The sequence below is a fragment of the Cnuibacter sp. UC19_7 genome (genome assembly GCF_042699995.1).
GTDB lineage: Bacteria > Actinomycetota > Actinomycetes > Actinomycetales > Microbacteriaceae > Cnuibacter.
Genome location: NZ_CP170560.1, coordinates 1,289,029 through 1,311,200, shown reverse-complemented (window position 1 = coordinate 1,311,200; position 22,172 = coordinate 1,289,029). Strand labels below are relative to the sequence as shown.

General features: G+C 71.0%; 22 protein-coding genes, 1 tRNA gene and 1 pseudogene. 17 read left to right on the top strand and 7 right to left on the bottom strand.

Annotated elements, in window-relative coordinates:
• The first annotated feature begins 1 nt into the window (after position 1).
• On the top strand, positions 2-469 hold the full coding sequence (locus ACFJGV_RS06110; protein WP_378147634.1) for a RidA family protein: 468 nt from the start codon (positions 2-4) through the stop codon (positions 467-469).
• Positions 470-490: 21 nt separating this feature from the next.
• Here the strand turns inward: ACFJGV_RS06110 and ACFJGV_RS06105 are convergent, their stop codons facing one another.
• Positions 491-1,303, bottom strand: a complete 813-nt coding sequence (locus ACFJGV_RS06105; protein WP_378147632.1) for a DNA-formamidopyrimidine glycosylase family protein — start codon at positions 1,301-1,303, stop codon at positions 491-493.
• 39 nt (positions 1,304-1,342) lie between these two features.
• On the bottom strand, positions 1,343-1,951 hold the full coding sequence (locus ACFJGV_RS06100; RefSeq protein WP_378147630.1) for a hypothetical protein: 609 nt from the start codon (positions 1,949-1,951) through the stop codon (positions 1,343-1,345).
• Positions 1,952-2,381: 430 nt separating this feature from the next.
• Here ACFJGV_RS06100 and ACFJGV_RS06095 point away from each other — a divergent pair, with 430 nt between their 5' ends.
• From ACFJGV_RS06095 to ACFJGV_RS06075, 5 genes and pseudogenes are all read left to right on the top strand, one after another.
• Entirely contained in the window at positions 2,382-3,380 is a 999-nt protein-coding gene (locus ACFJGV_RS06095) for a TadA family conjugal transfer-associated ATPase (RefSeq protein ID WP_378147629.1), read from the top strand.
• 62 nt (positions 3,381-3,442) lie between these two features.
• Complete coding sequence (locus tag ACFJGV_RS06090; protein WP_378147627.1) at positions 3,443-4,369, top strand: type II secretion system F family protein; 927 nt, start codon at positions 3,443-3,445, stop codon at positions 4,367-4,369.
• A gap of 125 nt (positions 4,370-4,494) precedes the next feature.
• Complete coding sequence (locus ACFJGV_RS06085) at positions 4,495-4,656, top strand: DUF4244 domain-containing protein (RefSeq protein ID WP_378147626.1); 162 nt, start codon at positions 4,495-4,497, stop codon at positions 4,654-4,656.
• Entirely contained in the window at positions 4,640-5,032 is a 393-nt protein-coding gene (locus ACFJGV_RS06080) for a TadE family type IV pilus minor pilin (protein WP_378147624.1), read from the top strand. Before ACFJGV_RS06085 ends, ACFJGV_RS06080 begins: the two co-directional genes overlap by 17 nt.
• Positions 5,032-5,337: pseudogene (locus ACFJGV_RS06075) on the top strand (Rv3654c family TadE-like protein); the annotation flags it as partial. The gene ACFJGV_RS06080 and the pseudogene ACFJGV_RS06075, both read left to right, overlap by 1 nt.
• An 84-nt stretch (positions 5,338-5,421) precedes the next feature.
• On the opposite strand, the gene ACFJGV_RS06070 reads toward ACFJGV_RS06075, so the two are convergent.
• Positions 5,422-5,652 (bottom strand): hypothetical protein, encoded by a 231-nt coding sequence (locus ACFJGV_RS06070; protein ID WP_378147623.1) that lies wholly within the window; start codon positions 5,650-5,652, stop codon positions 5,422-5,424.
• Between the two features lie 219 nt (positions 5,653-5,871).
• On the opposite strand from ACFJGV_RS06070, the gene topA reads away from it, so the two are divergent.
• The 9 genes from topA (at position 5,872) to ACFJGV_RS06025 (ending at position 16,061) form a co-directional block, all read left to right on the top strand.
• On the top strand, positions 5,872-8,646 hold the full coding sequence (gene topA / locus ACFJGV_RS06065) for a type I DNA topoisomerase (RefSeq protein ID WP_378147621.1): 2,775 nt from the start codon (positions 5,872-5,874) through the stop codon (positions 8,644-8,646).
• Complete coding sequence (gene tmk / locus ACFJGV_RS06060) at positions 8,643-9,278, top strand: dTMP kinase (RefSeq protein ID WP_378147619.1); 636 nt, start codon at positions 8,643-8,645, stop codon at positions 9,276-9,278. The genes topA and tmk overlap by 4 nt, the downstream gene beginning before the upstream one ends.
• 50 nt (positions 9,279-9,328) lie before the next feature.
• A complete protein-coding gene (locus tag ACFJGV_RS06055; protein ID WP_378147618.1) occupies positions 9,329-10,549 on the top strand; it encodes a DNA polymerase III subunit delta' in 1,221 nt (406 codons plus the stop codon).
• Complete coding sequence (locus tag ACFJGV_RS06050; RefSeq protein ID WP_378147617.1) at positions 10,546-12,105, top strand: alpha/beta hydrolase; 1,560 nt, start codon at positions 10,546-10,548, stop codon at positions 12,103-12,105. Before ACFJGV_RS06055 ends, ACFJGV_RS06050 begins: the two co-directional genes overlap by 4 nt.
• Positions 12,093-12,743 carry a TetR family transcriptional regulator gene (locus tag ACFJGV_RS06045; RefSeq protein WP_378147616.1) on the top strand — a complete coding sequence of 217 codons (651 nt, stop codon included), beginning with the start codon at positions 12,093-12,095 and terminating at the stop codon, positions 12,741-12,743. The genes ACFJGV_RS06050 and ACFJGV_RS06045 overlap by 13 nt, the downstream gene beginning before the upstream one ends.
• 105 nt (positions 12,744-12,848) lie before the next feature.
• Positions 12,849-12,924 (top strand) — tRNA-Thr (locus ACFJGV_RS06040).
• Between the two features lie 109 nt (positions 12,925-13,033).
• Positions 13,034-14,032, top strand: coding sequence for a Gfo/Idh/MocA family protein (locus tag ACFJGV_RS06035; RefSeq protein WP_378147614.1), 999 nt, complete (start codon positions 13,034-13,036; stop codon positions 14,030-14,032).
• Complete coding sequence (dacB, locus tag ACFJGV_RS06030) at positions 14,032-15,453, top strand: D-alanyl-D-alanine carboxypeptidase/D-alanyl-D-alanine-endopeptidase (protein WP_378147613.1); 1,422 nt, start codon at positions 14,032-14,034, stop codon at positions 15,451-15,453. Before ACFJGV_RS06035 ends, dacB begins: the two co-directional genes overlap by 1 nt.
• Before the next feature lie 20 nt (positions 15,454-15,473).
• The gene (locus tag ACFJGV_RS06025; RefSeq protein WP_378147611.1) at positions 15,474-16,061 is read left to right on the top strand and encodes an isochorismatase family protein; all 588 of its coding nucleotides are present in this window, start codon (positions 15,474-15,476) and stop codon (positions 16,059-16,061) included.
• Between the two features lie 52 nt (positions 16,062-16,113).
• On the opposite strand, the gene trpS is transcribed toward ACFJGV_RS06025, so the two are convergent.
• Together trpS and ACFJGV_RS06015 are read right to left on the bottom strand one after the other, a co-directional pair.
• On the bottom strand, positions 16,114-17,130 hold the full coding sequence (gene trpS / locus ACFJGV_RS06020; protein ID WP_378147610.1) for a tryptophan--tRNA ligase: 1,017 nt from the start codon (positions 17,128-17,130) through the stop codon (positions 16,114-16,116).
• A 46-nt stretch (positions 17,131-17,176) separates the two neighbouring features.
• Positions 17,177-18,013, bottom strand: a complete 837-nt coding sequence (locus ACFJGV_RS06015) for an exodeoxyribonuclease III (RefSeq protein ID WP_378147608.1) — start codon at positions 18,011-18,013, stop codon at positions 17,177-17,179.
• Positions 18,014-18,118: 105 nt separating this feature from the next.
• Here ACFJGV_RS06015 and ACFJGV_RS06010 point away from each other — a divergent pair, with 105 nt between their 5' ends.
• On the top strand, positions 18,119-19,372 hold the full coding sequence (locus ACFJGV_RS06010) for a YihY/virulence factor BrkB family protein (protein ID WP_378147606.1): 1,254 nt from the start codon (positions 18,119-18,121) through the stop codon (positions 19,370-19,372).
• An 89-nt stretch (positions 19,373-19,461) separates the two neighbouring features.
• Here ACFJGV_RS06010 and ACFJGV_RS06005 read toward each other — a convergent pair whose 3' ends face one another.
• Positions 19,462-20,589, bottom strand: a complete 1,128-nt coding sequence (locus ACFJGV_RS06005) for an aromatic acid exporter family protein (protein WP_378147604.1) — start codon at positions 20,587-20,589, stop codon at positions 19,462-19,464.
• Between the two features lie 16 nt (positions 20,590-20,605).
• A complete protein-coding gene (locus tag ACFJGV_RS06000; protein ID WP_378147603.1) occupies positions 20,606-21,109 on the bottom strand; it encodes a GtrA family protein in 504 nt (167 codons plus the stop codon).
• Positions 21,110-21,306: 197 nt separating this feature from the next.
• On the opposite strand from ACFJGV_RS06000, the gene ACFJGV_RS05995 reads away from it, so the two are divergent.
• Complete coding sequence (locus ACFJGV_RS05995) at positions 21,307-22,065, top strand: polyprenol monophosphomannose synthase (RefSeq protein WP_378147601.1); 759 nt, start codon at positions 21,307-21,309, stop codon at positions 22,063-22,065.
• Positions 22,066-22,172: the final 107 nt, after the last annotated feature.

The following is a 22,172-nucleotide window of genomic DNA, read 5'->3' as shown; positions in this document are numbered from 1 at the left end:
CGTGTCGGTCGACCAGCGCCTCGTCGAGCTCGGTGTCGAGCTGCCCGCCGTCCCCGCACCCGCGGGGGCCTACGTTCCCGCCGTGGTCACTGGCAACCTCGTCTTCACCGCCGGTCAGCTGCCTTTCGTGGGTGGCGTGCTGCCCGCGACGGGCAAGGTGGGGGAGGGTGACGGACTCGTCGGTCCGACCGAGGCGAAGGCCCTCGCCGCGACGGCCGCGCTCAACGCGCTCGCCGCGATCGAGGCCGAGATCGGCTCGCTCGACCGGGTGACGCGCGTGGTGAAGGTGAACGGCTTCGTCGCCTCAGACCCGTCGTTCGTCGGGCAACCCGGGGTCATCAACGGCGCGAGCGAGTTCCTGCACGACGTGTTCGGCGAGATCGGGATCCACGCGCGCGCGGCCGTCGGCGTCGCCGTGCTGCCCCTCGACTCGCCCGTCGAGGTCGAGCTCGTCGTCGAGTTCTCCTAGCTTCTGCTGGGGTCGGCCGGGTCAGCGCGACTGGCACGCCGGGCAGTACTGGCCTGAGCCCTTCGTCCCGGGGATGTCGGCCACGACACCGTCGCCCCCGGGACACGGCTCGCCCGTTCTGCCGTGCACGCGCATCCGGGCCGCCTTCTCGGCCTTCTGACGGTCGATGGGGACCCCGACGCACGCAGCGAATGCGTCGGCGAGAACCTGATGCGTCGCAGCGAACAGGCGCACGCGCTCGTCGTCCGTGAGGTCGGCCGCGTGCATCAGCGGGTCGAGGCGGGCGGCGAACAGGATCTCGTCGGAGTAGGCCCCGCCGATTCCCGCGAGCGACTCCTGCTCCTGCAGCAGGGCGCGCAGCTGCTTGCGGCGGCCGATCAGCACCGAGTCGAGGTCGGCCTGGGAGAAGTCGGGACCGCTGGGGTCGGGGCCGAGGTTGGCGATCGACGACACGTCGGCGGGGTCGTCGACCACCGAGAGCCCGAGCGACAGCCAGGCGCCGGCGTCGGTCACGGCGAGCTCCCGGCCGGAGTCGAAGCGGAGGCGCGCGAGGGCGGGAGGGCCGTCGGCGGCCTCTGCCGCCTGGGCGGGTGCCCACGTCGCCCAGCCTGCGCGGCCGAACGAGATGACGAGATCGGCACCCGTCGTGTCGAGCGACAGGTGCTTTCCGAAGCGTCGCACCCCCGTGACCGTCTCGCCGAGGAGCTCCTCGAGCGGACGCGCCTGGGTCTTCAGCGCTCGGAACTCGATCAGCTCGACGCCGTCGATCCGCGCGCCGACGGCGTGGTCGCGGAGGAATCCCGCGAGGGCGTCGACCTCAGGCGATTCAGGCACATCCTCATCCTGCCCCAGCGCGGCGGAGCCATGGCCGGATCAGCCGAAGACGCCCTGCACGATCTCCGACAGGAACGCCCGCCCGTTGCGGTTCGACGTGGAGAGGTAAATCCACACGGTGTCGCGCGCGACGATCGCCTCCTCGGTGTCGGGGCCTGAGCCCGGCAGCACGCAGTAGGTCGCCCCGAAGTCGTCGGAGGCCTGGCACGAGTAGCCCTGGGCGGGGAGGGAGGCCACGGCCGAGGTCACGGCACCGGCGTCGGCGGTGCTGATGAGCAGCAGCATGCCGGTGCTGTCGCCGACGATCCAGTCGCAGCCGAGCGCGAGGGTGGCCCCCGCGGGCGCCGGACGGGTGAAGCCCTGGCCGTCCGACTGCAGTCTCATGTCGCCCACGGCTGCCTGGCGGGTCGCCGCCGAGCCGAGCGAGCCGCAGTCGGTGGGGAGGGTGACGGGGGTCGGGGCGGGAGCGGGCTCGGGTGACGGTGACGGTGAGGGCGTCTGCGTGGGTGTGGGGGAAGCCGTCGGGGTCGCCGTGGAGGCGGTGGGCGACGGCGTCGCCCCGCCGCCGCTCGGCGCGCACCCCGTGAGCACGGCTCCCGCGATCGCGAGGACCATCGCGGTGGACAGTGCAGTACGTCGTCGGCTCATCGTCTCTCCCAGAGTCTCGTGACGCCGATGGTAGGTTCTCGCCGCCTCTGTCCGCCGCCCCCCGTTCGTCCGTGAGGCGGTCGAGCCGGGGCTGCCGATGTGACGGATGAGGGCACTGTGACGGGCGGACTGTCGTGTGTCTATGGTTACGCTGAGAAATGACCGCGCCGGTTTGCGCGCCGCATCGCGCCGAGTAAACTCCAAGTACCAAACCTCGCGTTTGGATGCAGCGCAGTAGTGATTCCCCCCCAATCCAGCGTTGCTGCGGCGGCACCCTTTCCCCCAATGGGTGCCGCCCCTTTACGTTAAGCGGCTCGGGAGGCCGCGAGCAGCGCGGCTCGTCTCCTCCACAGGCAGCCTGACTCGCTGATCGCTCCACAGATTCCGCCTGAGCGGCCCGCGGACCTGCCGGCGTTCCTAACGTCGAGGCATGCCCAGCCCCACCACCTCTCTCGTCCCGGTCGATCCACCCGCGGAGGCCGACGCCGTCCCGTCTCCGGCGCTCCGGGCCGCCCTCCGACCGCTCGAGCGACAGCTGGCCGATCCGGCGGTCACCGACATCCTCGTCAACGGTCACCGCAGCCTCTGGGTCGACCGCGGAGCCGGCCTCGAGCCCGAGGAGTGGGACTGCCCCGACGAACGCAGACTCCGCGAGTGGGCGACCCACCTCGTCTCGCTCGGCGGTCGCCACGTCGACGAGGCGACCCCCTGCGTCGACGTGCGGCTCGGCGAGCTGCGCGTGCACGTCGTGCTGCCGCCCGTGGCGGGGGAGCAGACCCACGTCTCCATCCGGGTGGCGCGAACACGGGTGCTCGACCTCGACGAGCTCGATGCGGCGGGGATGCTCGCGGGCCACCGCGCGCGACTCGAGGAGGCCGTGCGCGCGCGGTCGGGACTGCTGATCACCGGCGCAGCGGGTTCGGGCAAGACCACCCTGCTCGCCGCGCTGCTGTCGCGGTGTGCGATCGACGAGCGGATCGTCGTGGTGGAAGACGTACGGGAGCTCCGGATCCCGCATCCCCACGTCGTCGCCCTGGAAGCGCGTCAGCCGAACCTCGAGGGGGCGGGTGGCATCAGCATGGCCGAGCTCGTGCGCCAGTCGCTCCGGATGCGACCCGACCGCCTCGTGGTCGGGGAGTGCCGCGGGGCCGAGATCCGCGACCTGCTCACGGCCCTCAACACCGGGCACGAGGGCGGTGCGGGCACGCTGCACGCCAACGCCCTCGACGACGTCCCCGCCCGGCTGGAGGCCATGGCCGCGCTCGCGGGACTCGAACCGCGTGCCCTGGCCCGGCAGGCCGTGAGCGCCTTCGACCTCGTGGTGCACCTCGAGCGTCGAGGCGGCTCGCGGAGGATCGCCGACGTCGGACGACTGGTGCTCGGCGATCACGGCACGCTCACCGCACGGGTCGAGCGGGCGCGATCGTGAACTCGCGCGGTCGGGTGACGCTGGTGCCTGCTCGGAGCAGTCGGCGGCCCGAGGACGACGATGTGGCTTCGGTGCTCGAGCGGCTCGCCGCCCTCGTGGGCGCCGGTGTCGCGCCGGTGCGGGCGTGGACTCACGTCGCCGAGGCGATCGACCCGGCCGTCCCGCCGGATGCCGGGTCGTCGGCGTCTCCCGGTGGATCGCGACGCCGTGCGGGGCCGACGGCCGATGTCGTGCGGATCGTCGCGGAGAAGGTGGCGCTCGGCACACCCGTCCCCGAGGCGCTGCGTGCCGCCTCGACCGGACGAGCTTGGCGTGTGACCGGGGCGGCGTGGGCGGTGGCCGCGGAGGCGGGCGCCCCGATGGCGCCGTTCCTGTCGGCCCTGGCGGCGTCGCTCAGCACCTCGGCGCGCACCCACCGTGAGATCGAGTCGAGTCTCGCCGGGCCCGTCGCGACGACGCGGCTCGTCACCGCGCTGCCGATCGTCGCGGCCCTCGGCGGAGCGATGTCGGGGCTCGGTACGCTCTCCGCCCTGGTCACCCCCGCGGGCCTCACCTGCGTCGCCGCCGCGATCCTGCTGCTCGTCGTCGCCCACCGCTGGAGCGCCGCCCTCGTCCGTCGGGCCCGTCGCGACGACGCCGAGGCGGGTCTCGCACTCGACCTCATCGCGATCGGCCTCGCCGGTGGCGGATCGACCACGAGGGCCCGGCGACTCGCCCGCGAGGGCTGCGAGTGGTTCGAGCTCGAGTTCGCCGACGCCTCGGCCCTGGCCCTGCTCGAGCTGGCGAGGGTCTCCGGCGCACCGCCGGCCGACCTGCTGCGCTACGAGGCTCGCCGCATCCGCGCCGACGCCGCGGCGGCGGCGGCCCGGAGGGCGGCCGCGCTCGGCACGTGGCTCATGCTGCCGCTCGGGCTCTGCACCCTCCCCGCGTTCCTCCTGCTCGCCGTGGCGCCGGTGCTGCTGGCCCTCCTCGCGTCGACCACGTCGTGAATGGCTCAGGTCGCCTTCGTCTACGCCTCCACCCCGATCCAGTCCCCGAAAGGAACCTCATGACTTCGACATCTCACTCCCTGGACCACGGACTCCGGCACGACGGAGATATTCGAGTGGCGCGGATGCGGTCCGCGCTCGCGGACGAATCGGGCGCGGCGACCGCCGAGTACGCGATCGCGACGCTCGCCGCCGTCGGGTTGGCTGGGCTCCTCGTCACCATCCTGCGAGGCGACGAGGTGCGCGGGATGCTCGCCGAGCTGGTGCGCCGTGCGCTCAGCGTCTGACAGCGGGCCGGGCGGCGAGCGCGGGCTCGGCGGCGAGCGCGGCTCCGCGACGGCCGAGTTCGCGGTGGTGCTCCCCGCCGTGCTCCTGCTCGCGGTCCTCCTGGTGACGGTCGCGAGGGCGGCGCTCCTGCCGGTCGCGCTCGCCGACGCAGCGGCCGACGCCGCGCGCCTGGCGGGCCGAGGTGAGGCCGGGGCCGCCGTGGCCCGGGCGGCTTCCGCCGCGCCCGGAGCCACGATGTCCACGGCGAAGGAGGGTGCTCTCCTGTGCGTCGAGGTGCGCGCACCCGTGGTGGTCGCCGGGCTCGGTCGGATCGGCGAGTCGTCGGGGCGTGGCTGCGCGCTCGACGACTCCGAGGCGACGGGAGACACGCCGTGATGCCGCGCCGACCCGATCCCGGCGTGCGGCGCAGAGGCAGCGTCCGCGACGACCGGGGGAGCGGGGCGGTGCTGGGCGTGGCGATCCTGGTGCTCGTCGCGGCGCTGGTCCTCGCGGCGCTTCCGATCGGGCGCATCCTCGCCGCGCGGCAGACGCTCGCGGGTGCCGCAGACGCGGCCGCGCTCGCCGGCGCCGACATCGCCTCGGGCCGGATGCCCGGCGTGCCCTGCGAAGCGGCCGCGGCGATCGCGAGCCGACTGGGGGCGGCCCTCGACGAGTGCGTGCTCGAGGGCCTCGTCATCCGGGTCGAGGTGTCGTCGGCAGCGAGCGGACTGCCCCTCGGGGCATCGGCGCACGCCGGACCGCCTCCCCGATCGGATGCGCGGGGATCAGCCCAACACGGCCTCCACGTAGCGGTAGTCGACCGCGCTGGGACGGTCCGACTCGGCGTACTCGATGCCGCTGGAGCGGCGGTACAGGTACCTCTTGTCGCCCGCGGTGTCGGCGGGCACGCTGAGGCGGGCCTGGGGCTCTCCGTCCGACGCGAAGTCGGTGCGGATGGTCTTGCCCTCGAGCGGGCCGTCGGTGAACTTGGCGGTGTACGATCCGGCTGCTGACATCGTCGTTCAGCTCCTCTCCGTTGAAGGGCTCCGCGCCTGCGCGGCGCTCGGCGCCACACCCATTGTGCCCCTCGCCGACGGTCCCCGTCAGGGGCGACGGCGACATCCATCCGGACCCTCGGGTTCATCCTCGGCGAACATGGCCGAAGACCCCGGAGAGGCATCCACCCGGCATTCACTGTGTATCGTGTGCCTGGTCGCATATATAAGGAGAAACACGTGCCATCGCGCAAGCTCGTGATCGTCGAGTCGCCCACGAAGGTGAAGTCCATCGCCCAGTACCTGGGTGACGGCTTCGACGTTCTGGCCTCGGTGGGGCACATCCGCGATCTCATCGAGCCGAAGAACCTCCCCGCCGAACTCAAGAAGGGTTCGCTCGGGAAGTTCTCCGTCGACGTCGAGAACGGCTTCGAGCCCTACTACGTCGTCAGCGACGCGAAGAAGAAGACCGTCTCCGAGTTGAAGAAGGCCCTGGCGGGCGCCGACGAGCTCTACCTCGCCACTGATGAGGACCGCGAGGGCGAGGCCATCGCGTGGCACCTGCTCCAGGTGCTGAAGCCCAAGGTGCCGGTCAAGCGCATGGTGTTCCACGAGATCACCCGCGAGGCCATCGAGGCCGCGCGCGACAACACCCGGCAGATCGACGACGCGCTCGTCGACGCCCAGGAGACCCGGCGCATCCTCGACCGCCTCTACGGCTACGAGGTGTCGCCCGTGCTCTGGCGCAAGGTCGGCCCCGGGCTCTCCGCCGGCCGCGTGCAGTCGGCGGCGACGCGGCTCGTGGTCGATCGAGAGCGCGAGCGTCTCGCCTTCACCTCGGCGAACTACTGGGACCTCACCGCCGTCCTGGCCGCCGCCGACACCGCTGCGGCCGACACCGACTCCTTCCAGGCGCGGATCTCGCGCCTCAACGGCGAGCGGGTCGCCAGCGGTCGCGACTTCGACGAGTCGGGAAGGCTCAAGGGCAAGGCGGTCCTGCTCAGCGAGGCCGCCGCTCTCGCTCTGAAGGATGCGCTGAAGGCTCCCGGCGTCGGCATCACCGTCTCGTCGGTCGAGTCGAAGCCCTACACGCGCCGACCGGCCGCGCCGTTCACCACCTCCACTCTCCAGCAGGAGGCGGCCCGCAAGCTCCGCTTCTCGGCCCGGCAGACGATGAGCGTGGCCCAGTCGCTGTACGAGAACGGCTACATCACCTATATGCGCACCGACTCGCCGTCGCTGTCGCAGCAGGCGATCCGAGCCGCCCGCAACCAGGCGGCCGCGCTGTACGGCTCCGACACCGTGCCCGACAAGCCGCGCCTGTACGCCGGGAAGGGCAAGAACGCCCAGGAGGCCCACGAGGCGATCCGTCCCGCCGGCGAGGTGTTCCGCACCCCGTCCGAGCTCTCCGGCTCGCTGCGCGGCAACGACTTCCGCCTCTACGACCTGATCTGGAAGCGCACCGTCGCCTCGCAGATGGCCGACGCCAAGGGCTCGACCGCCACGGTCACCATCTCGGCCGGTCCGGTCGAGGTCGCCGAGCTCGGCGGGACGACGACGGCCGAGTTCACCGCATCCGGCACCGTCATCACCTTCCGCGGCTTCCTCAACGCGTACGAGGAGGGCCGCGACGAGGAGCGCAACGCCTCGAACGAGCCCGCCGAGGCCAAGCTGCCCAACCTCTCGGAGGGCCAGGCACTGGCAGCCCGCGAGATCGAGGCGGCCGGACACGACACCACCCCACCGCCGCGCTACACCGAGGCCAGCCTGGTGAAGGCGCTCGACGAGCTCGGCATCGGCCGTCCGTCGACGTACGCCTCGATCATCTCCACGATCATCGACCGCGGGTACGTCACGCCGCGTGGGCAGGCGCTCGTGCCGAGCTGGACGGCGTTCTCCGTGGTGCGCCTGCTCGAGGACTTCTTCACCGAGCTGGTCGACTACGACTTCACCGCGGCGCTCGAGGCCGATCTCGACAAGATCGCCGACGGCGATGAGGACCGCGTCGACTGGCTGAACGGCTTCTACTTCGGCAGCGACGACCACCCGGGCCTCCGCCGCGTGATCGACAACCTGGGCGACATCGACGCCCGTGCGGTGAACTCGATCTCGATCACCGACGACATCACCCTCCGCATCGGCAAGTACGGCCCCTATCTCGAGGTCGTCGACCCCTCCGGAGACCTCGAGGCCACCCCGAGGCGGGTCAACCTGCCGCAGGAGCTCGCGCCCGACGAGCTCACCCCCGAGAAGGCGCGCGAGCTGGTCGACGCGCCCGTGGTCACCGACCGCGTCATCGGGGTCAACCCCGAGAACGGCAAGCAGATCCTCGCCAAGGACGGCCGGTTCGGTCCGTACGTCACCGAGGCCGACCCCGAGCCCGAGACCGACGCCGCCGCGACCTCGGCCGTCGACCCCGTCGCCGAGGAGAAGCCCAAGCGCGCGACGAAGAAGGCCCCGGCGGCGCCCAAGGCGCGCACGGCCTCCCTCTTCAAGTCGATGGATCTCGCCACGCTCGATCTCGACACGGCTCTGAAGCTGCTCGATCTGCCGCGCACCGTCGGCACCGACCCCGAGTCGGGCGAGCCGATCACCGCGCAGAACGGCCGCTACGGCCCGTACCTCAAGAAGGGCGCCGACACGCGGTCGCTCGACTCGGAGGACCTCATCTTCGAGGTCGACCTCGACAAGGCGCTCGAGCTGTTCGCGCAGCCCAAGTACGGCGCCCGCCGTGCGTCGAGCGCGCTGAAGGAGTTCGCGGAGGACCCGGTGAGCGGCAAGCCGATCAAGGTGAAGGACGGCCGGTTCGGTCCGTACGTCACCGACGGCACCACCAACGCGACCATCCCGCGTGGGGAGGACGTCGAGGACGTCGACTTCGAGCGTGCCGTGCAGCTCCTCGCCGACAAGCGCGCCAAGGGGCCGGCGAAGCCCAAGGGCCGTGCGAAGTCGACCACGACGAAGTCGACCACGACGGCCAAGAAGACGACGACCCGATCGACCTCGAAGAAGTGACCGAAGGGCTCTTCATCACCCTCGAGGGCGGTGACGGCTCGGGCAAGACCACCCAGGCCGCACTGCTCCAGGTGTGGCTCGAGGCGTCAGGACGCACGGTGGTCCGCACCCGCGAGCCGGGCGGCACGCCGTTCGGCGTCGAGGTGCGCGAGATCGTGCTGCACAGCCGTGAGCACATCACCCCGCGTGCGGAGGCCCTGCTGTACGCCGCTGATCGTGCCCACCACATCGCCACGGTGGTGCGGCCCGCTCTCGAGCGCGGCGAGGTGGTGCTGCAGGACCGCTACCTCGATTCGTCGGTCGCCTACCAGGGCGCGGGACGCGTGCTCGACGCGGCCGAGATCCGCGACCTGTCGCTGTGGGCCGCCGAGGGGCTGCTCCCCGACCTCACGATCCTCCTCGACCTCGACGAGGACACCGCCCGCGGGCGCCTCGACGCGGCGAACAAGCGCTTCGACAGGCTCGAGGCAGAGAAGAGCGAGTTCCACCGACGGGTGCGCGAGGCGTACCTCGACCTCGCCGAGGCCGAGCCCGAGCGGTTCCTGGTCGTCGACGCGTCCCTCCCGCCCGAGGAGATCGCGGCGGTGATCCGCACGCGTCTCGCGGCCGCAGGTGTCGGCGGGACAGCCTAGATTCGTAGAACGGCCGAGCGATCCATGGAGCAGCCGAGGGAGGGTGGACGATGAGCGTGTGGGACGACCTCACAGGACAGCCCGCGGCCGTCGAGGTGTTCCGGGCGGCGGCCGGCTCCGGTAGCGCCCCGGGTGAGCGCAGTGCCGCCACGTCGGCCTCCGACTCGATGACCCACGCCTGGCTCATCACGGGCCCTCCCGGGTCCGGGCGCTCCAACCTCGCGTACGCGTTCGCCTCCGCTCTGCTGTGCAGGCAGGGCGGATGCGGGGAGTGCGCCGACTGCCGCCAGGTCGCGGCCCGCACGCATCCCGATCTCTCGGTGCTCGCCACCGAGCGGGTGATCATCTCGATCGACGAGGTGCGCTCGCTGGTCTCGTCGTCGCAGTTCTCGCCGTCGGTGTCGCGGTACCGCGTCGTCGTGATCGAGGACGCCGACCGCATGGTCGAGCGCACCTCCAACGTGCTGCTCAAGGCTCTGGAGGAGCCGCCCGAGCGGACGGTCTGGATCCTCTGCGCCCCCAGCGAGGCCGACCTCCTGCCGACCATCCGCTCGCGTGTGCGCTCGGTCCGGCTGCGCGTGCCATCGGTGTCCGACGTCGCCGGTCTGCTCGAGCGCCGCGACGGCGTCGACCCGGAGGTGGCGCTCGTCGCCGCCCGCGAGGCGCAGAGCCACATCGGCATGGCCCACCGCCTCGCCACCGACGAGGATGCCCGTCGCCGTCGATCCGAGACCGTCGACCTCGCCCTGTCGGTTGCGACCGTGGGCGAGGCCGTGGCGGGCGCCGCCCGCCTGCTCGAGGTCGCCGGCGCCGATGCGAAGGCCATCACCGAGCAGCGCGACGCCGAGGAGCGCGAGCACGCGCTCCGCTCGCTCGGGGTCGAGCCCGGCCAGGCCGTCCCCATGGCGCTGCGCGGCCAGATCAAGGCACTGGAGGACGACCAGAAGCGGCGGGCCACCCGCAGCCTGCGCGACGGCCTCGACCGCATCCTCACCGATCTCCAGTCCGTGTACCGCGATCTCGTGCTGCTGCAGCTCGGCGCCGACGTCGAGCTCGTGAACGCCAGCATCGAGGAGCGGCTCCGAGCCCTCGCCGAGGCGCTCGATCCGGTCTCGGTGCTCTCCTCTCTCGACGCGCTCACAGACGCGCGTCGGAGGATACAGGCCAACGTCGCCCCCACCTTGGCCCTCGAGGCCATGCTGGTGACGCTCGCCCAGTCGAGGGCGCAGGCCCACGTCCCGTCCCGCCCGTCACGAAAGGCCTCCGTGTGATCCGCCCCGCCCGCCGCCGACCGCTCGTCGCCCTCGCCGTCGGTGCCCTCGCCGTCACCGTCCTCGGCGGATGCTCGCCCTGGCTCTTCCCCGCGCCCGACACCGCGTCGACGGTCGAGCCCACCTCGACGCCCACGGGCGAGACGGTCGACCCGTCGCTCGAGGGCTACTACTCGCAGACGCTGACGTGGGACGACTGCGGCACGGGCTTCGTCTGCTCGACCGCCACCGCACCGCTCGACTGGTCGAACCCGGAGGACGGACAGACCGTCGAGCTCGCGCTGGTGCGGCACCCAGCGAGCGGCACCAAGGTGGGGTCGCTGCTGGTCAACCCGGGCGGGCCGGGCGCGTCCGCGTTCGACTTCGTGCGGCAGTCGGTCGACTTCGCCGCGCATCCCGACCTGCAGCAGAAGTACGACATCGTCGGCGTCGATCCCCGCGGCGTGGGGCGCTCGAGCGCCATCTCGTGCCTCGACGACAAGCAGGCCGACGCGTTCTTCTTCGACATCCTCCCCGGCGAGCGGGGCTCGCAGCAGTGGCAGGATGCGCTGCGCCAGAGCTCGAAGACGTTCGCCGACGCGTGCGCCGCGAACACGGGCCCGCTGCTGCAGTTCATCGACACCGAGTCGAGCGCCCGCGACATGGACATGATCCGAGCGCTGCTGGGCGACGACAAGCTGAACTACCTCGGCTACTCGTACGGCACCTCGCTCGGTGCGCACTACGCGGGCCTGTTCCCCGACAAGGTCGGGCGGATGGTGCTCGACGGAGCCGAGAACCCCGAGTCGTCGAGCTTCGACCTCACGCTCACACAGGCGCAGGGCTTCGAGAGCGCACTGAAGGCGTACCTCGAGAGCTGCACGAAGGAGTCCGACTGCTGGTTCGAGGGCAGCGCCGACGACGGACTGAAGGAGGTGCAGGCGATGCTCAAGCAGGTCGACGAGAACCCGATCCCCAACGCCGACGGACGCCAGCTCGGCTCCTCGAGCCTGCTCACCGCGATCATGGACCCGCTGTACAGCGAGTCGCTCTGGTCCGACCTCGACTACATGTTCGAGTCCGTCAAGGAGGGAGAGGCCGGCGCCGCGTTCACGCTCGTCGACAGCTACTACAGCCGCTCCTCCGATGGCACCTACTACGACAAGCTCATCCAGAACTTCAACGCCATCACCTGCGCCGACTACCCGGTGACCACCGACCCGACGGTGATCGCGCAGCAGAACCAGGAGTTGATCGCGGCCTCGCCGACGGTCGGACCGTACTGGACCTACGGCGACATCGGCTGCTCGGTCTGGCCCTACCCCAGCCGTGCCGAGCCCGGCCCCATCACCGCGGCTGGGTCCGGCCCGATCCTCGTGGTCGGCACCACCAACGACCCCGCCACGCCGTACGTGTGGGCGCAGGCGCTGGCGTCGCAGCTCGAGAACGGGCACCTCATCACGTACCAGGGCGAGGGCCACACGGCGTACAACACGTCGTCCTGCGTCGACGACGTGGTGAGCGCGTACTTCCTCGACGGCACCGTGCCCTCGAGCGATCCGCAGTGCACCACGTGAGCCCCGCCCGGCCGGCGACACTCGGCCGACGCGAGTCCAAACGTCTCGCCACCCGACGGGCGATCGAGGTGGCCGCGCTCGAGCTGGCCGCCGAGCGCGGTTTCGACGACGTGACGGTCGACGACATCAGCGCGCGCGCGGGCGTCTCGGCGCGGACGTTCTTCAACTACTTCGCCACGAAGGAGGCGTCGGTCGGGGGCGACACCCCGTTCGTGCTGACGGAGGCCTCCGTCGAGCGGTACGTCGAGCATCCGCAGGCCGATCCGCTCGCCGACCTCGTCGAGCTGATCGCCACGAGCATCGCGGGGGTGGAGGACGCCGATCCTGAGCTCTACCGCCTCCGGCGCTCGCTCGTGGCGCAGAGCCCCGCGGTGCTCGCCGTGAAGTTCGCCCAGATGCGCGAGCTGGAGGCGCAGGTGATCGATGCGGTCGCCCGACGCCTGAACGCCGACGCGAGCGCTGCCGCGTCGGCAGAGGGCCGGGCCGCGACCGGCGACGACCTCGTGCCGCGGGCTCGCACCATCGCGATGGTGGCCATGGCGCTCATGCGCTCCTCGTCGATCGCGTGGGCCGAGCACCCGGAGCAGGCGCCCGCCGCACAGCTCCTCCGCGAGAGCCTCCGGCTGCTCCGCTCCTGAGACGGTGGGCCCTCCGCTCCTGACTCAGCACGCCCCGATCCGTGGCACGCGGGGGGCGTCCGCATCGGCTATGCTTGCATGCTGTGTCGCCCGCACGGCGACCACGCCGCCTTAGCTCAGTCGGCAGAGCGATTCACTCGTAATGAATAGGTCGTGGGTTCGATTCCCACAGGCGGCCCCACTCGAAGGCCCCGGTTCGCCGGGGCCTTTCGCGTTCCTCGGGCAGTCCGCGTCGCCCTCGCTTCGTGCCCGGGTCGCGCGGGGCGCCCCGGGCAGGAGAGGATGGAGTCATGAGCGACAGCATCCGATGGGGGATCCTCGGCACCGGCGGGATCGCCCGCACCTTCACCACCGACCTGCGGGCCGCGGGACTCGACGTCGCCGCCGTGGGCTCCCGCTCGGCGGAGAGCGCCGAGGCGTTCGCCGCCGAGTTCGACGTGCCGCGTGCGCACGGCAGCTACGAAGAGCTCGCCGCCGATCCCGACGTCGACGTCGTCTACGTGGCCAGCCCGCATCCGTTCCACGCCGAGCACGCCCTGCTGATGATCGCGGCCGGCAAGCACGTCCTCATCGAGAAGGCGTTCACCGTGAACGCGGCTCAGGCCGAGCGGATCGCGGAGGCGGCACGCGAGGCCGGGGTCGCCGTCGTCGAGGCGATGTGGACCCGCTTCCTGCCGCACATGGTGCGCATCCGCGAGATCATCGCCGCCGGCACGCTCGGCGACGTGCGCACGGTGCTCGCCGAGCACGACCAGGACCTGCCCGACGACCCGGCGCACCGCGTGAACGACCTCGCGCTCGGCGGCGGTTCGCTCCTCGACCTCGGGATCTACCCCGTCTCGTTCGCCATCGACATGCTCGGTCTGCCCACGCGCATCCTCGCCCACAGCACGATGTCGGCCACGGGCGCCGACCGCCAGACGGCGATCATCTTCGAGCACGAGGGCGGTCGACAGAGCATGTCGCACAGCGCGCTCGACGCCGCCGGCCGGGTGGGCGCGCAGATCATCGGGACGGATGCGCGGATCGAGATCGACCCGTGGTGGTACGGCGCGACCGGGTTCAGGGTCGTCGGCCCCGACGGCGCCGTGCTGGAGGAGTACACCGACACCGTCGAGTCGCGCGGCATGCAGTACGAGGCGATCGAGATGGAGCGGGTCATCCGGGCAGGGGAGCACACCAGTCCCCTGATGCCGATCGAGCAGTCGGTCGCGATCATGCACGTGCTCGACCGCATCCGTGAGCAGATCGGTCTGGTGTACCCGGGAGAGCAGGGCGCCGGGTACTGATGGCGGGAGGCCTCTGGGGCGTGGTGCGCCGGCATCCGCGAGCGTGGCTCGCCGGTGCGGCGACCCTTGCGTTCGTGCTCCTCGGCGGCAGCGCGTTCGCCGTCGGTGCGAGCGTGGGCGGCGCCGGGGGAGAGACGCTGCCCGGTGCGGTCCCGGTGACGTCCACCGCCACCGTCGCCCCCGAGCCCACGTCCACCCAGCGCCCGCAGCCGCAGGTCGCTCCGGTGGGCGGGCCCGTGCGCACCTGCTCCGTCGCGGAGGAGGTGTCGGACGGACGGCTCGGCACCTTCCTCGGGCAGGTGCGCGACGCCGCCACCGGGGAGGTGCTCCTCGACCGCAGCGGCACGACCCCGGCCCGCACCGCGAGCGTGATGAAGGTGCTCACGAGTGCGGCTGCGCTGGCGGTGCTCGGTCCCGACCACCGCGTGGCGACCACCGTGGTCAAGGGCTCGACGCCCGGTCAGATCGTCCTGGTGGGCGGCGGCGACATCACCCTCGCCAGCGGATCCTCGAACATCTACACCGACTCGGCCAGCATGCTCGACCTCGCCGCCCAGGTGAAGCAGGCGTGGTCGGCCGACCCGACCACGTCGGGCACGCCCATCACCTCGATCGTGCTCGACGCGTCGGTGTTCTCCGGAGACCGCTGGCAGCCCTCGTGGAACCGCAAGGAGCAGCGCGACGGCTACTCGTCCGAGGTCACCGGTCTGCAGGTCGACGGCGACCGTGCCGAGCCCTCCGCCAACGTGTCGGCGCGCAGCGACGATGCCGTCGCCCGGGCCGGACAGGCGTTCGCCGATGCGCTGGGCGTCTCGCCCGCGCTGTCGGAGGGGGTGGCGCCCGCTGGAGCCGCCCAGCTGGGCCAGGTGCTGTCGGCGCCGGTGAGCACGATGATCCCTGATGCGCTGCTCCGGTCCGACAACACCGAAGCCGAGATGCTGGCCCGGCTCGTGGCGGTCGAACTGGGGGTCGGGAGCGACTTCGCCGCGCTGAACGTCGCGATCCCGCAGGCACTGGCGAAGTACGGGCTCGACACCTCGGGGCTGACCATCGCCGACGGCTCCGGCCTCTCCGACGACAACGGGGTTCCCCCCGACTTCCTCACTCGCTTGTTCGTGAAGATCCAGAACCAGGAGGCCGACCTCTCGGTGATCTACCACGGGCTGCCGGTGGCGGGGAAGACGGGCACCCTCTCCGGGCGCTTCGGCGGATCCGCCTCGGTCGCCGTCGGCCACGTCATCGCGAAGACGGGCTGGATCGACACCGGCTACACCCTGAGCGGCATCATCGAGGCCGCCGACGGGACGGTGCTCACCTTCGCGTTCTTCGCGCTCGACGACGTCGGCGACAGCGCGAAGGCCGCGCTCGACTCCCTCACCGCCGCCGCCTACACGTGCGGCGGCGCGCTCTCCAACCGCTGACCGCATCCGAAAGGCTCATCATGTCCACGGCGCTCTTCGTCATCGACGTGCAGAACGACTTCACCGAGGGAGGCGCACTCGGGGTCCAGGGCGGCGCCGCGGTCGCCGAGGGGATCTCGCGGCTGCTCGCCGCCCATCCGGACGCCTACGACCTCATCATCGCGTCCCGCGACTGGCACGACGGCGACAACGACAACGGCGGGCACTTCTCGTCGGAGCCCGACTTCCTCGACTCGTGGCCGCCGCACTGCGTGGCCGGCACACGCGGCGCGGAGTACCACGACGACCTCACCGCGCACGCCATCGACTACCACGTGCGCAAGGGGCAGGGCGAGCCCGCGTACTCCATCTACGAAGGCGTCACCGAGGAGGGCGGCACCGTACGCGACCTCCTCGACTCGCACGGCGTGACCGACATCGACGTGGTCGGACTCGCCACCGACTACTGCGTGCGCGCGTCGGCGCTCGACGCGCTCGACCACGGTCGCCGCGTGCGCATCATCACCGACCTCGTCGCCGGAGTCTCCGCCGAGGGGTCACGCGAGGCGCTGGCCGAGCTGACGCGCGCCGGCGCCGACCTCATCACCTCGGATCACGTGGCGCCCTGAGCGCGACACCACGTGACCTGCAGACGAGCGAGAATCGCGTGAGGATGCAGGCTCAGCGCGCCGCGCGCGGGAGGAAGCCGACTCGGTCGTAGACCGTCGCGACCGTGGCCGACGCCACCTCGTTGGCACGATCGGCGTTGATGCCGAGCAGGCGATCGAGCTCTGCGGGGTCGTCGAGCAGCTCGAGCGCGCGCTGGCGGATGGGGCCGAGCTCGGCGACGACGGCCTCGGCGAGCGCCTTCTTGAGCGTGCCGTACCCGCCTCCCGCGAACTCGTCGACCACCGAGTCGGCCGTGCGACCGGTGAGCACCGCGAAGATCGTGATGAGGTTCGACAGCCCGGGCTTCGCGGCCGGGTCGTAGCGCACCTCGCCGTCGTTGTCGGTGACCGCGCGCATGATCTTCTTGGCCGTCACGGCGGGGTCGTCGAGCAGCCAGATCACACCGGCCGGCGACGACGCCGACTTCGACATCTTCGACTCCGGGTTCTGGAGATCGTAGATCTTCGCGGTGTCCTTGAGGATGTAGGGCTCCGGCACCGTGAAGGTCTCGCCGAAGCGCGAGTTGAAGCGGTTCGCGAGGTCGCGCGTCAGCTCGATGTGCTGGCGCTGGTCCTCGCCCACGGGCACCTGGTTCGCCTGGTAGAGCAGGATGTCGCCCGCCTGCAGGATCGGATACGTGAACAGGCCTACGGACGCGGCATCCTGCCCCTGCTTGGCCGCCTTGTCCTTGAACTGGGTCATGCGCGAGGCCTCGCCCATGCCCGTGATGGTGTTGAGCACCCAGGCGAGCTCGGCGTGCGCCGGCACCTGGGACTGCACGAACAGGGTCGACCGCGACGGGTCGATGCCCGCAGCGATGTACTGCGCGGTGGTGCGGCGGGTGTTCTCGCGGAGCACCGCCGGATCTTGCGGGACGGTGATGGCGTGCAGGTCGGCGAGGAAGAAGAACGCGTCGTGGGTCTCCTGCAGCTCCCTCCAGCTCAGCAGCGCACCCACGTAGTTGCCGAGGTGGAGCGAGTCGGCGGAGGGCTGCATGCCGGAGAGGAGACGGGGACGGGGGGATTCCATGGGTGAGGGTCCTTGAGAGAGGGCGGAAGACGAGGAGGTGGTCGCGTCAGAGCGCGTAGTCGACCACGACGGGGGCGTGGTCGCTGAACCGGGCGTCGTACGACTCGGCGCGGTCGACGGTGTACGACGTCATCCGCTCGGCGAGCTCGGGGGCGGCCAGCTGGTAGTCGATGCGCCAGCCGGTGTCGTTGTCGAACGCCTGGCCGCGCCAGGACCACCACGTGTACGGCCCCTCGACCTCGCCGGCGGCTCGCCGACCGAGGTCGACCCAGCCGAGGCCCGCTCCCGCGTTGTAGCGCTCGTCGCCCTCGGCGCCGAGGATGCGGTCGAAGTACTCCCGCTCCTCCGGCAGGAAGCCGGCCCGCTTCACGTTGCCCTTCCAGTTGCGGATGTCGAGGGTGCGGTGACCGACGTTGAGATCGCCCACCACCACCGCCAGGGGATTGTGCTTCTGCAGGTCGGGCAGATGCTCGAGCATCGCGTCGAGGAAACGGTACTTCTCGACCTGCTTCGGGGTGTCGGCCTCGCCGGAGTGCACGTAGGCCGAGACGACGGTGACGGTGGTGCCGTCGACCTCGTAGTCGGCCTCAAGCCAGCGGCCGGCGCTGTCGAAGTCGTCGGGACCGAAGGTCACCCGGTGGATGGTCGCCTTGGAGCGGCTGGCGATCGCCACGCCCGCACGGCCCTTCGCCGTGGCGGGATCGTGCACGATGTCCCACTCGTCGCCCAGGGCGGCGACGATGTCGTCGGTCGAGGCGCGGACCTCCTGCAGGGCCAGCACATCGACGTCGCGGCCGGCCAGCCAGTCGCCCATGCCCCTGCGGAACGCGGCCCGGATGCCGTTGACGTTCACACTGGCCACACGGAGGGACTTGGAGGTCATGCCTCCAGCCTACCGACGACCACCGACCCCGACGGCGGGTGGCGGGACGCGGCCGCCGCGACGGATCCCGGGCGAAGCGCGGACGGCAGTGGAATGCTGAGAGGCATGAGCCAGGTGCGCGACACGGACCGCCCCGACGGTCCGAATGCCGACGAGACACGTTCCGTGGAGCGGGCCGGGGACGCCGCGCAGTCGCGCGACGACGAGCAGGCGGTCACCCGCACGCAGGAGCGCGGTCGCCCGACCGTCGACGTGGACGAGAAGAAGGAGTCCGCCGAGAAGCCGAAGACCGGCCTCCAGCGGCTCATCGCCCGCGTCATGGCGCTCAAGCCCGTGCGCGTCTTCCTGCGGTTCTCGTCGTCGGGCGGCGAGCTCATGGCGTCGGGGACGGCGTTCCAGGCCGTGTTCGCGATCTTCGCCGGCATCTGGGTCGGCTTCTCCGTGTTCGGGATCGTGCTGGCGGGCAATCAGGACCTGCAGAACGCCGTCATCGAGCAGCTCGGCAAGGCCATCCCGGGTCTCATCGGCGACAGCGGGGCGATCAAGACCGACGCGCTGCAGCAGGCCGGCATCTTCGGCTGGACCGGTGCGATCGCGCTGGTCGGACTCGTTCTCACCGCCGTGGGCTGGCTCGCCTCCACCCGCGACGCCATCCGTCGCCTCTTCACGCTCGACCCGCCGAAGACGAACCCCGTGCTGCTGAAGCTCAAGGACTTCGGACTGGCGCTCGGCTTCGGCGTCGCCATCATCGCCTCGGCCGCGGCGAGCCTCATCTCGACGGTAGCCCTGACGTTCGTGCTCGGGGTGCTGCAGGTGGACGAGGCCTCGCCCGTCGCGATCATCGCCGGACAGGTGGTGGGCATCCTCATCGTGTTCGCCTTCGACAGCTTCGTGCTCGCCGTGGCGTTCCGTGTGCTGTCGGGCATCCGCATCCCGATGCGGCGGCTCATCGCGGGCGCCATGCTGGGCGGGGCGGGCCTCGGCGTGCTGAAGATCCTCGGCTCCGCCCTCCTTGGCGGCGCGACGAACAACCCCCTGCTGGCCTCGTTCGCCGTGATCATCGGCATCATGATCTTCCTCAACCTGGTCTGCCGGGTGATCCTCATCTCGGCCACCTGGATCGCGGTCGGGATGGCGGACGCCGGCCTCGACCCGCGGGCACTGACCCCGGAGGAGCAGGAGGCCGAGCGAGAGCGCCAGGTGGCGGACGCGCGCGACGTGCTCCTCGCCGCCGAGCGCACACGGCTCGAGCAGGAGCTGGCGGACGCGCGCGGACTGCGGCGCCGTCGCGTGCGCAAGCAGCTCGAGAAGCTCGACGAGCTGCAGGAGGCCGACCACCTGGAGCTCCGGAAGCGCTAGTCCTGCGGGGGTGACCGTCGGAAGGTCGTTTCAGAGCGCGCACGGACCGCAGAGCGCGGCGTCGTTGCTCTCAAGTGACCTTTCGACGGTCACCTGCCCGGGGGCGCGTCCTGCACGGCGGCGAGGATCTCCTCGCGCACGCGCCGGAGATCCTCCAGCAGCGACCCGAGCAGCACCCAGTGCGTCGGATCGGGGACGAGGGTGCGCAGCGGCGACGTGAGCGCCGGCATCTCGTCGGTGAGCGCCTCGATGTCGTTGCCCGGGATCTCGGCGTTCGCGAGCACCAGCCGCAGGTCGTGAGCGGCGCGCCGGAGCTCCTCGGCGATGCCTGCGGCGGTGGGCTCGGAGTGGAGCGAGGAGTCGAAGTGGTCGTTCAGAGCGCGAGCCATGCCGGTCACCCTCGTGACCAGGATGCTCAGCATGGCCAGCAGCTCCTGATCGCGCTCGAGCGCCTCCCGGTGGGCCGATCGGCGCGGGTTGAAGCGCAGGCTCTCGGTCGCGGTGTCGACGGCGGCGGTCGCCTTGGTGCGCATGGGGGTGAGCAGCCGCGCCTCGACGAGCACCTGGTAGCGGTTCCGCTCGGCGTCGTCGGGCGAGGAGAGCACCCGGGCGAGGCTCTCGAGCACCACCGCGATCTCGGTGCCCAGCCTCCCGACCGCGTCGTCCGCCGGCTGAAGCGACACCGGAGGCACGATCAACCAGTTCACGACCACGCCGATGATCGCGCCGATGATCGTCTCGATGATGCGGTCGACGGCGTAGCCGGGAGTCGCCGATCCGATCGACAGGACGAGCATGGCGCTGATCGGCACCTGCACGGTGGACGACTGGGGGAAGCGGAGCGCCCAGGCGATGAGCAGCGACGCGGCGATCGCCACGAGGATGAGCCAGCTGGGAGAACCGAAGACGAGCGCGGCGAAGTAGGCGACCAGCACGCCGACGATGACCCCCGCCGAACGCTGCAGGGCGCTCGCGAACGACTGGTTCACGCTCGGCTGCACCACGATGATCGCGGCGATCGCCGCGAACACCGGCACCTGCCCCGGGATGATCAGGATGCACACAGACCAGGCGGCGAGCGCGGCCACCGCCGTCTTCAGCACCTGCAGGATGGGCGTGCGTCGCTCGGCCCGGAGCATCTTCGTCTGCGCGGCGACGACCTCGGCCCACCGCCGCCGCGGCGCGGAGCGCCCGTCGGACGGCGTCGGCGAGGTCATCGATCGCCCACGCGGGTCAGGAGAGCGAGGTGGTCTTGCCCGCGGTGTCGACGGCGGGCGGACGCACGCGAGCGTCGCCGAAGACCCACACGCGGTAGAGCACGAAGCGGAAGATCGCGCCGAGGCCCAGGCCGATGACGTTCGAGGAGATGTTGTCGGCCCAGAGGCTCGTCATGCCCATCACGTAGTGCGACACCCAGAGGCAGAGCAGCGGGATGCCCATGCCGGCGACGCTGACGATGACGAACTCGACGCTCTCGCGGAGGACGTCGGTGCGTCGGCGGTCGCGGAAGGTCCAGAAGCGGTTGCCCAGCCAGTTGATCGCGATCGCCAGCGCAGTGGAGATGAGCTTCGCGTAGACCGGTCCGCCGTGCACCTGCGACGGGTCGAGGATCGTGACACGGAGGAGGTTGAAGACGCCGACGTCGACGATGAAGCCGACGCCTCCCACGAGGCCGAACCGGATGAACTCCATGAGGAGCACGCGGAAGCGCGACTGACTCGTGGGACTGATGCTCATGTGGTGACTGCCGTTTCTGCCGCGTGGTGACGCGCGCGGAGGTCGATCTGCTCCGAAGGGAACCTCCCGTATCCTTCAAGACGATGCTGAGCATAACTGGGGAGAACGATCAGAGAGCATGGATATGCTTTCGAGCGTCGCCGCCCCCAGCGGTGCCTTGACGGCCCCGAGAGGTGCCTTGATGGAATGAGAGAACGATGCCGAGAGCCATTGTCGTCATCCCGACGTACAACGAGATCGGGTCGATCGAAAGCGTACTGGACAGGATCCGCGCCACCGACGACGCCATCGACGTGCTGGTCGTCGACGACAACTCGCCCGACGGCACCGGCCACCTCATCGATCGCCTCGCGGAGGCGGACCAGCGAATCCACGTCCTTCATCGTACTGAGAAGAACGGACTCGGCCGGGCCTACGCCGCGGGATTCAGCTGGGCGTTGGATAACGATTACGACTACATCATCGAGATGGACGCCGACGGCTCACACCAGCCCGAGGAGCTCCCGCGACTGCTGGCCCTGCTCGACGCGGGCTGCGATGTCGCCATCGGCACACGCTGGATCCCGGGCGGTGTGATCCGCAACTGGCCCGCCTACCGCAAGGCCATCTCGCGGACCGGCACCTTCTACTCGCGCATCATGCTGGGCTCGAAGCTGCACGACCTCACCAGCGGCTACCGAGGCTTCCGTGCGTCGGCCCTCCGGGCGATGGACTTCTCGTCGGTCAACTCCTCGGGCTACGGCTTCCAGGTCGAGCTGGCGTGGAAGTTCGAGCGCTCGGGCGCGAAGATGGGCGAGTTCCCCATCACGTTCGTGGAGCGCGAGGAGGGCGTCTCGAAGATGTCGACCGGCATCGTCGTCGAGGCCCTCGTGAACGTCACGGTGTGGGGCATCTCGAGCCGTCTCGGCCGTGGACCGGAGCGCCTCCAGCTCCCGGCGTCCGCCGACGCCGCCTGAGATGACGAACCGGGTCGCCGCGACCCGGGAATGAAAGCACGACCCTCCTGCGTTGTGCTAAGACAGAAGCAAGCACACGTGCTCCGGGGTCAGTGAGATTCTGAACC

Coding starts and splice junctions, on each gene's coding strand:
- ACFJGV_RS06100 (WP_378147630.1), bottom strand. CDS start 1,951: ATGAGCCGACGACGTACTGCACTGTCCACCGCGATGGTCCTCGCGATC.
- ACFJGV_RS06095 (WP_378147629.1), top strand. CDS start 2,382: ATGCCCAGCCCCACCACCTCTCTCGTCCCGGTCGATCCACCCGCGGAG.
- ACFJGV_RS06085 (WP_378147626.1), top strand. CDS start 4,495: ATGCGGTCCGCGCTCGCGGACGAATCGGGCGCGGCGACCGCCGAGTAC.
- ACFJGV_RS06070 (WP_378147623.1), bottom strand. CDS start 5,652: ATGTCAGCAGCCGGATCGTACACCGCCAAGTTCACCGACGGCCCGCTC.
- ACFJGV_RS06055 (WP_378147618.1), top strand. CDS start 9,329: ATGAGCGTGTGGGACGACCTCACAGGACAGCCCGCGGCCGTCGAGGTG.
- ACFJGV_RS06035 (WP_378147614.1), top strand. CDS start 13,034: ATGAGCGACAGCATCCGATGGGGGATCCTCGGCACCGGCGGGATCGCC.
- dacB (WP_378147613.1), top strand. CDS start 14,032: ATGGCGGGAGGCCTCTGGGGCGTGGTGCGCCGGCATCCGCGAGCGTGG.
- ACFJGV_RS06025 (WP_378147611.1), top strand. CDS start 15,474: ATGTCCACGGCGCTCTTCGTCATCGACGTGCAGAACGACTTCACCGAG.
- trpS (WP_378147610.1), bottom strand. CDS start 17,130: ATGGAATCCCCCCGTCCCCGTCTCCTCTCCGGCATGCAGCCCTCCGCC.
- ACFJGV_RS06015 (WP_378147608.1), bottom strand. CDS start 18,013: ATGACCTCCAAGTCCCTCCGTGTGGCCAGTGTGAACGTCAACGGCATC.
- ACFJGV_RS06010 (WP_378147606.1), top strand. CDS start 18,119: ATGAGCCAGGTGCGCGACACGGACCGCCCCGACGGTCCGAATGCCGAC.
- ACFJGV_RS06005 (WP_378147604.1), bottom strand. CDS start 20,589: ATGACCTCGCCGACGCCGTCCGACGGGCGCTCCGCGCCGCGGCGGCGG.
- ACFJGV_RS06000 (WP_378147603.1), bottom strand. CDS start 21,109: ATGAGCATCAGTCCCACGAGTCAGTCGCGCTTCCGCGTGCTCCTCATG.
- ACFJGV_RS05995 (WP_378147601.1), top strand. CDS start 21,307: ATGCCGAGAGCCATTGTCGTCATCCCGACGTACAACGAGATCGGGTCG.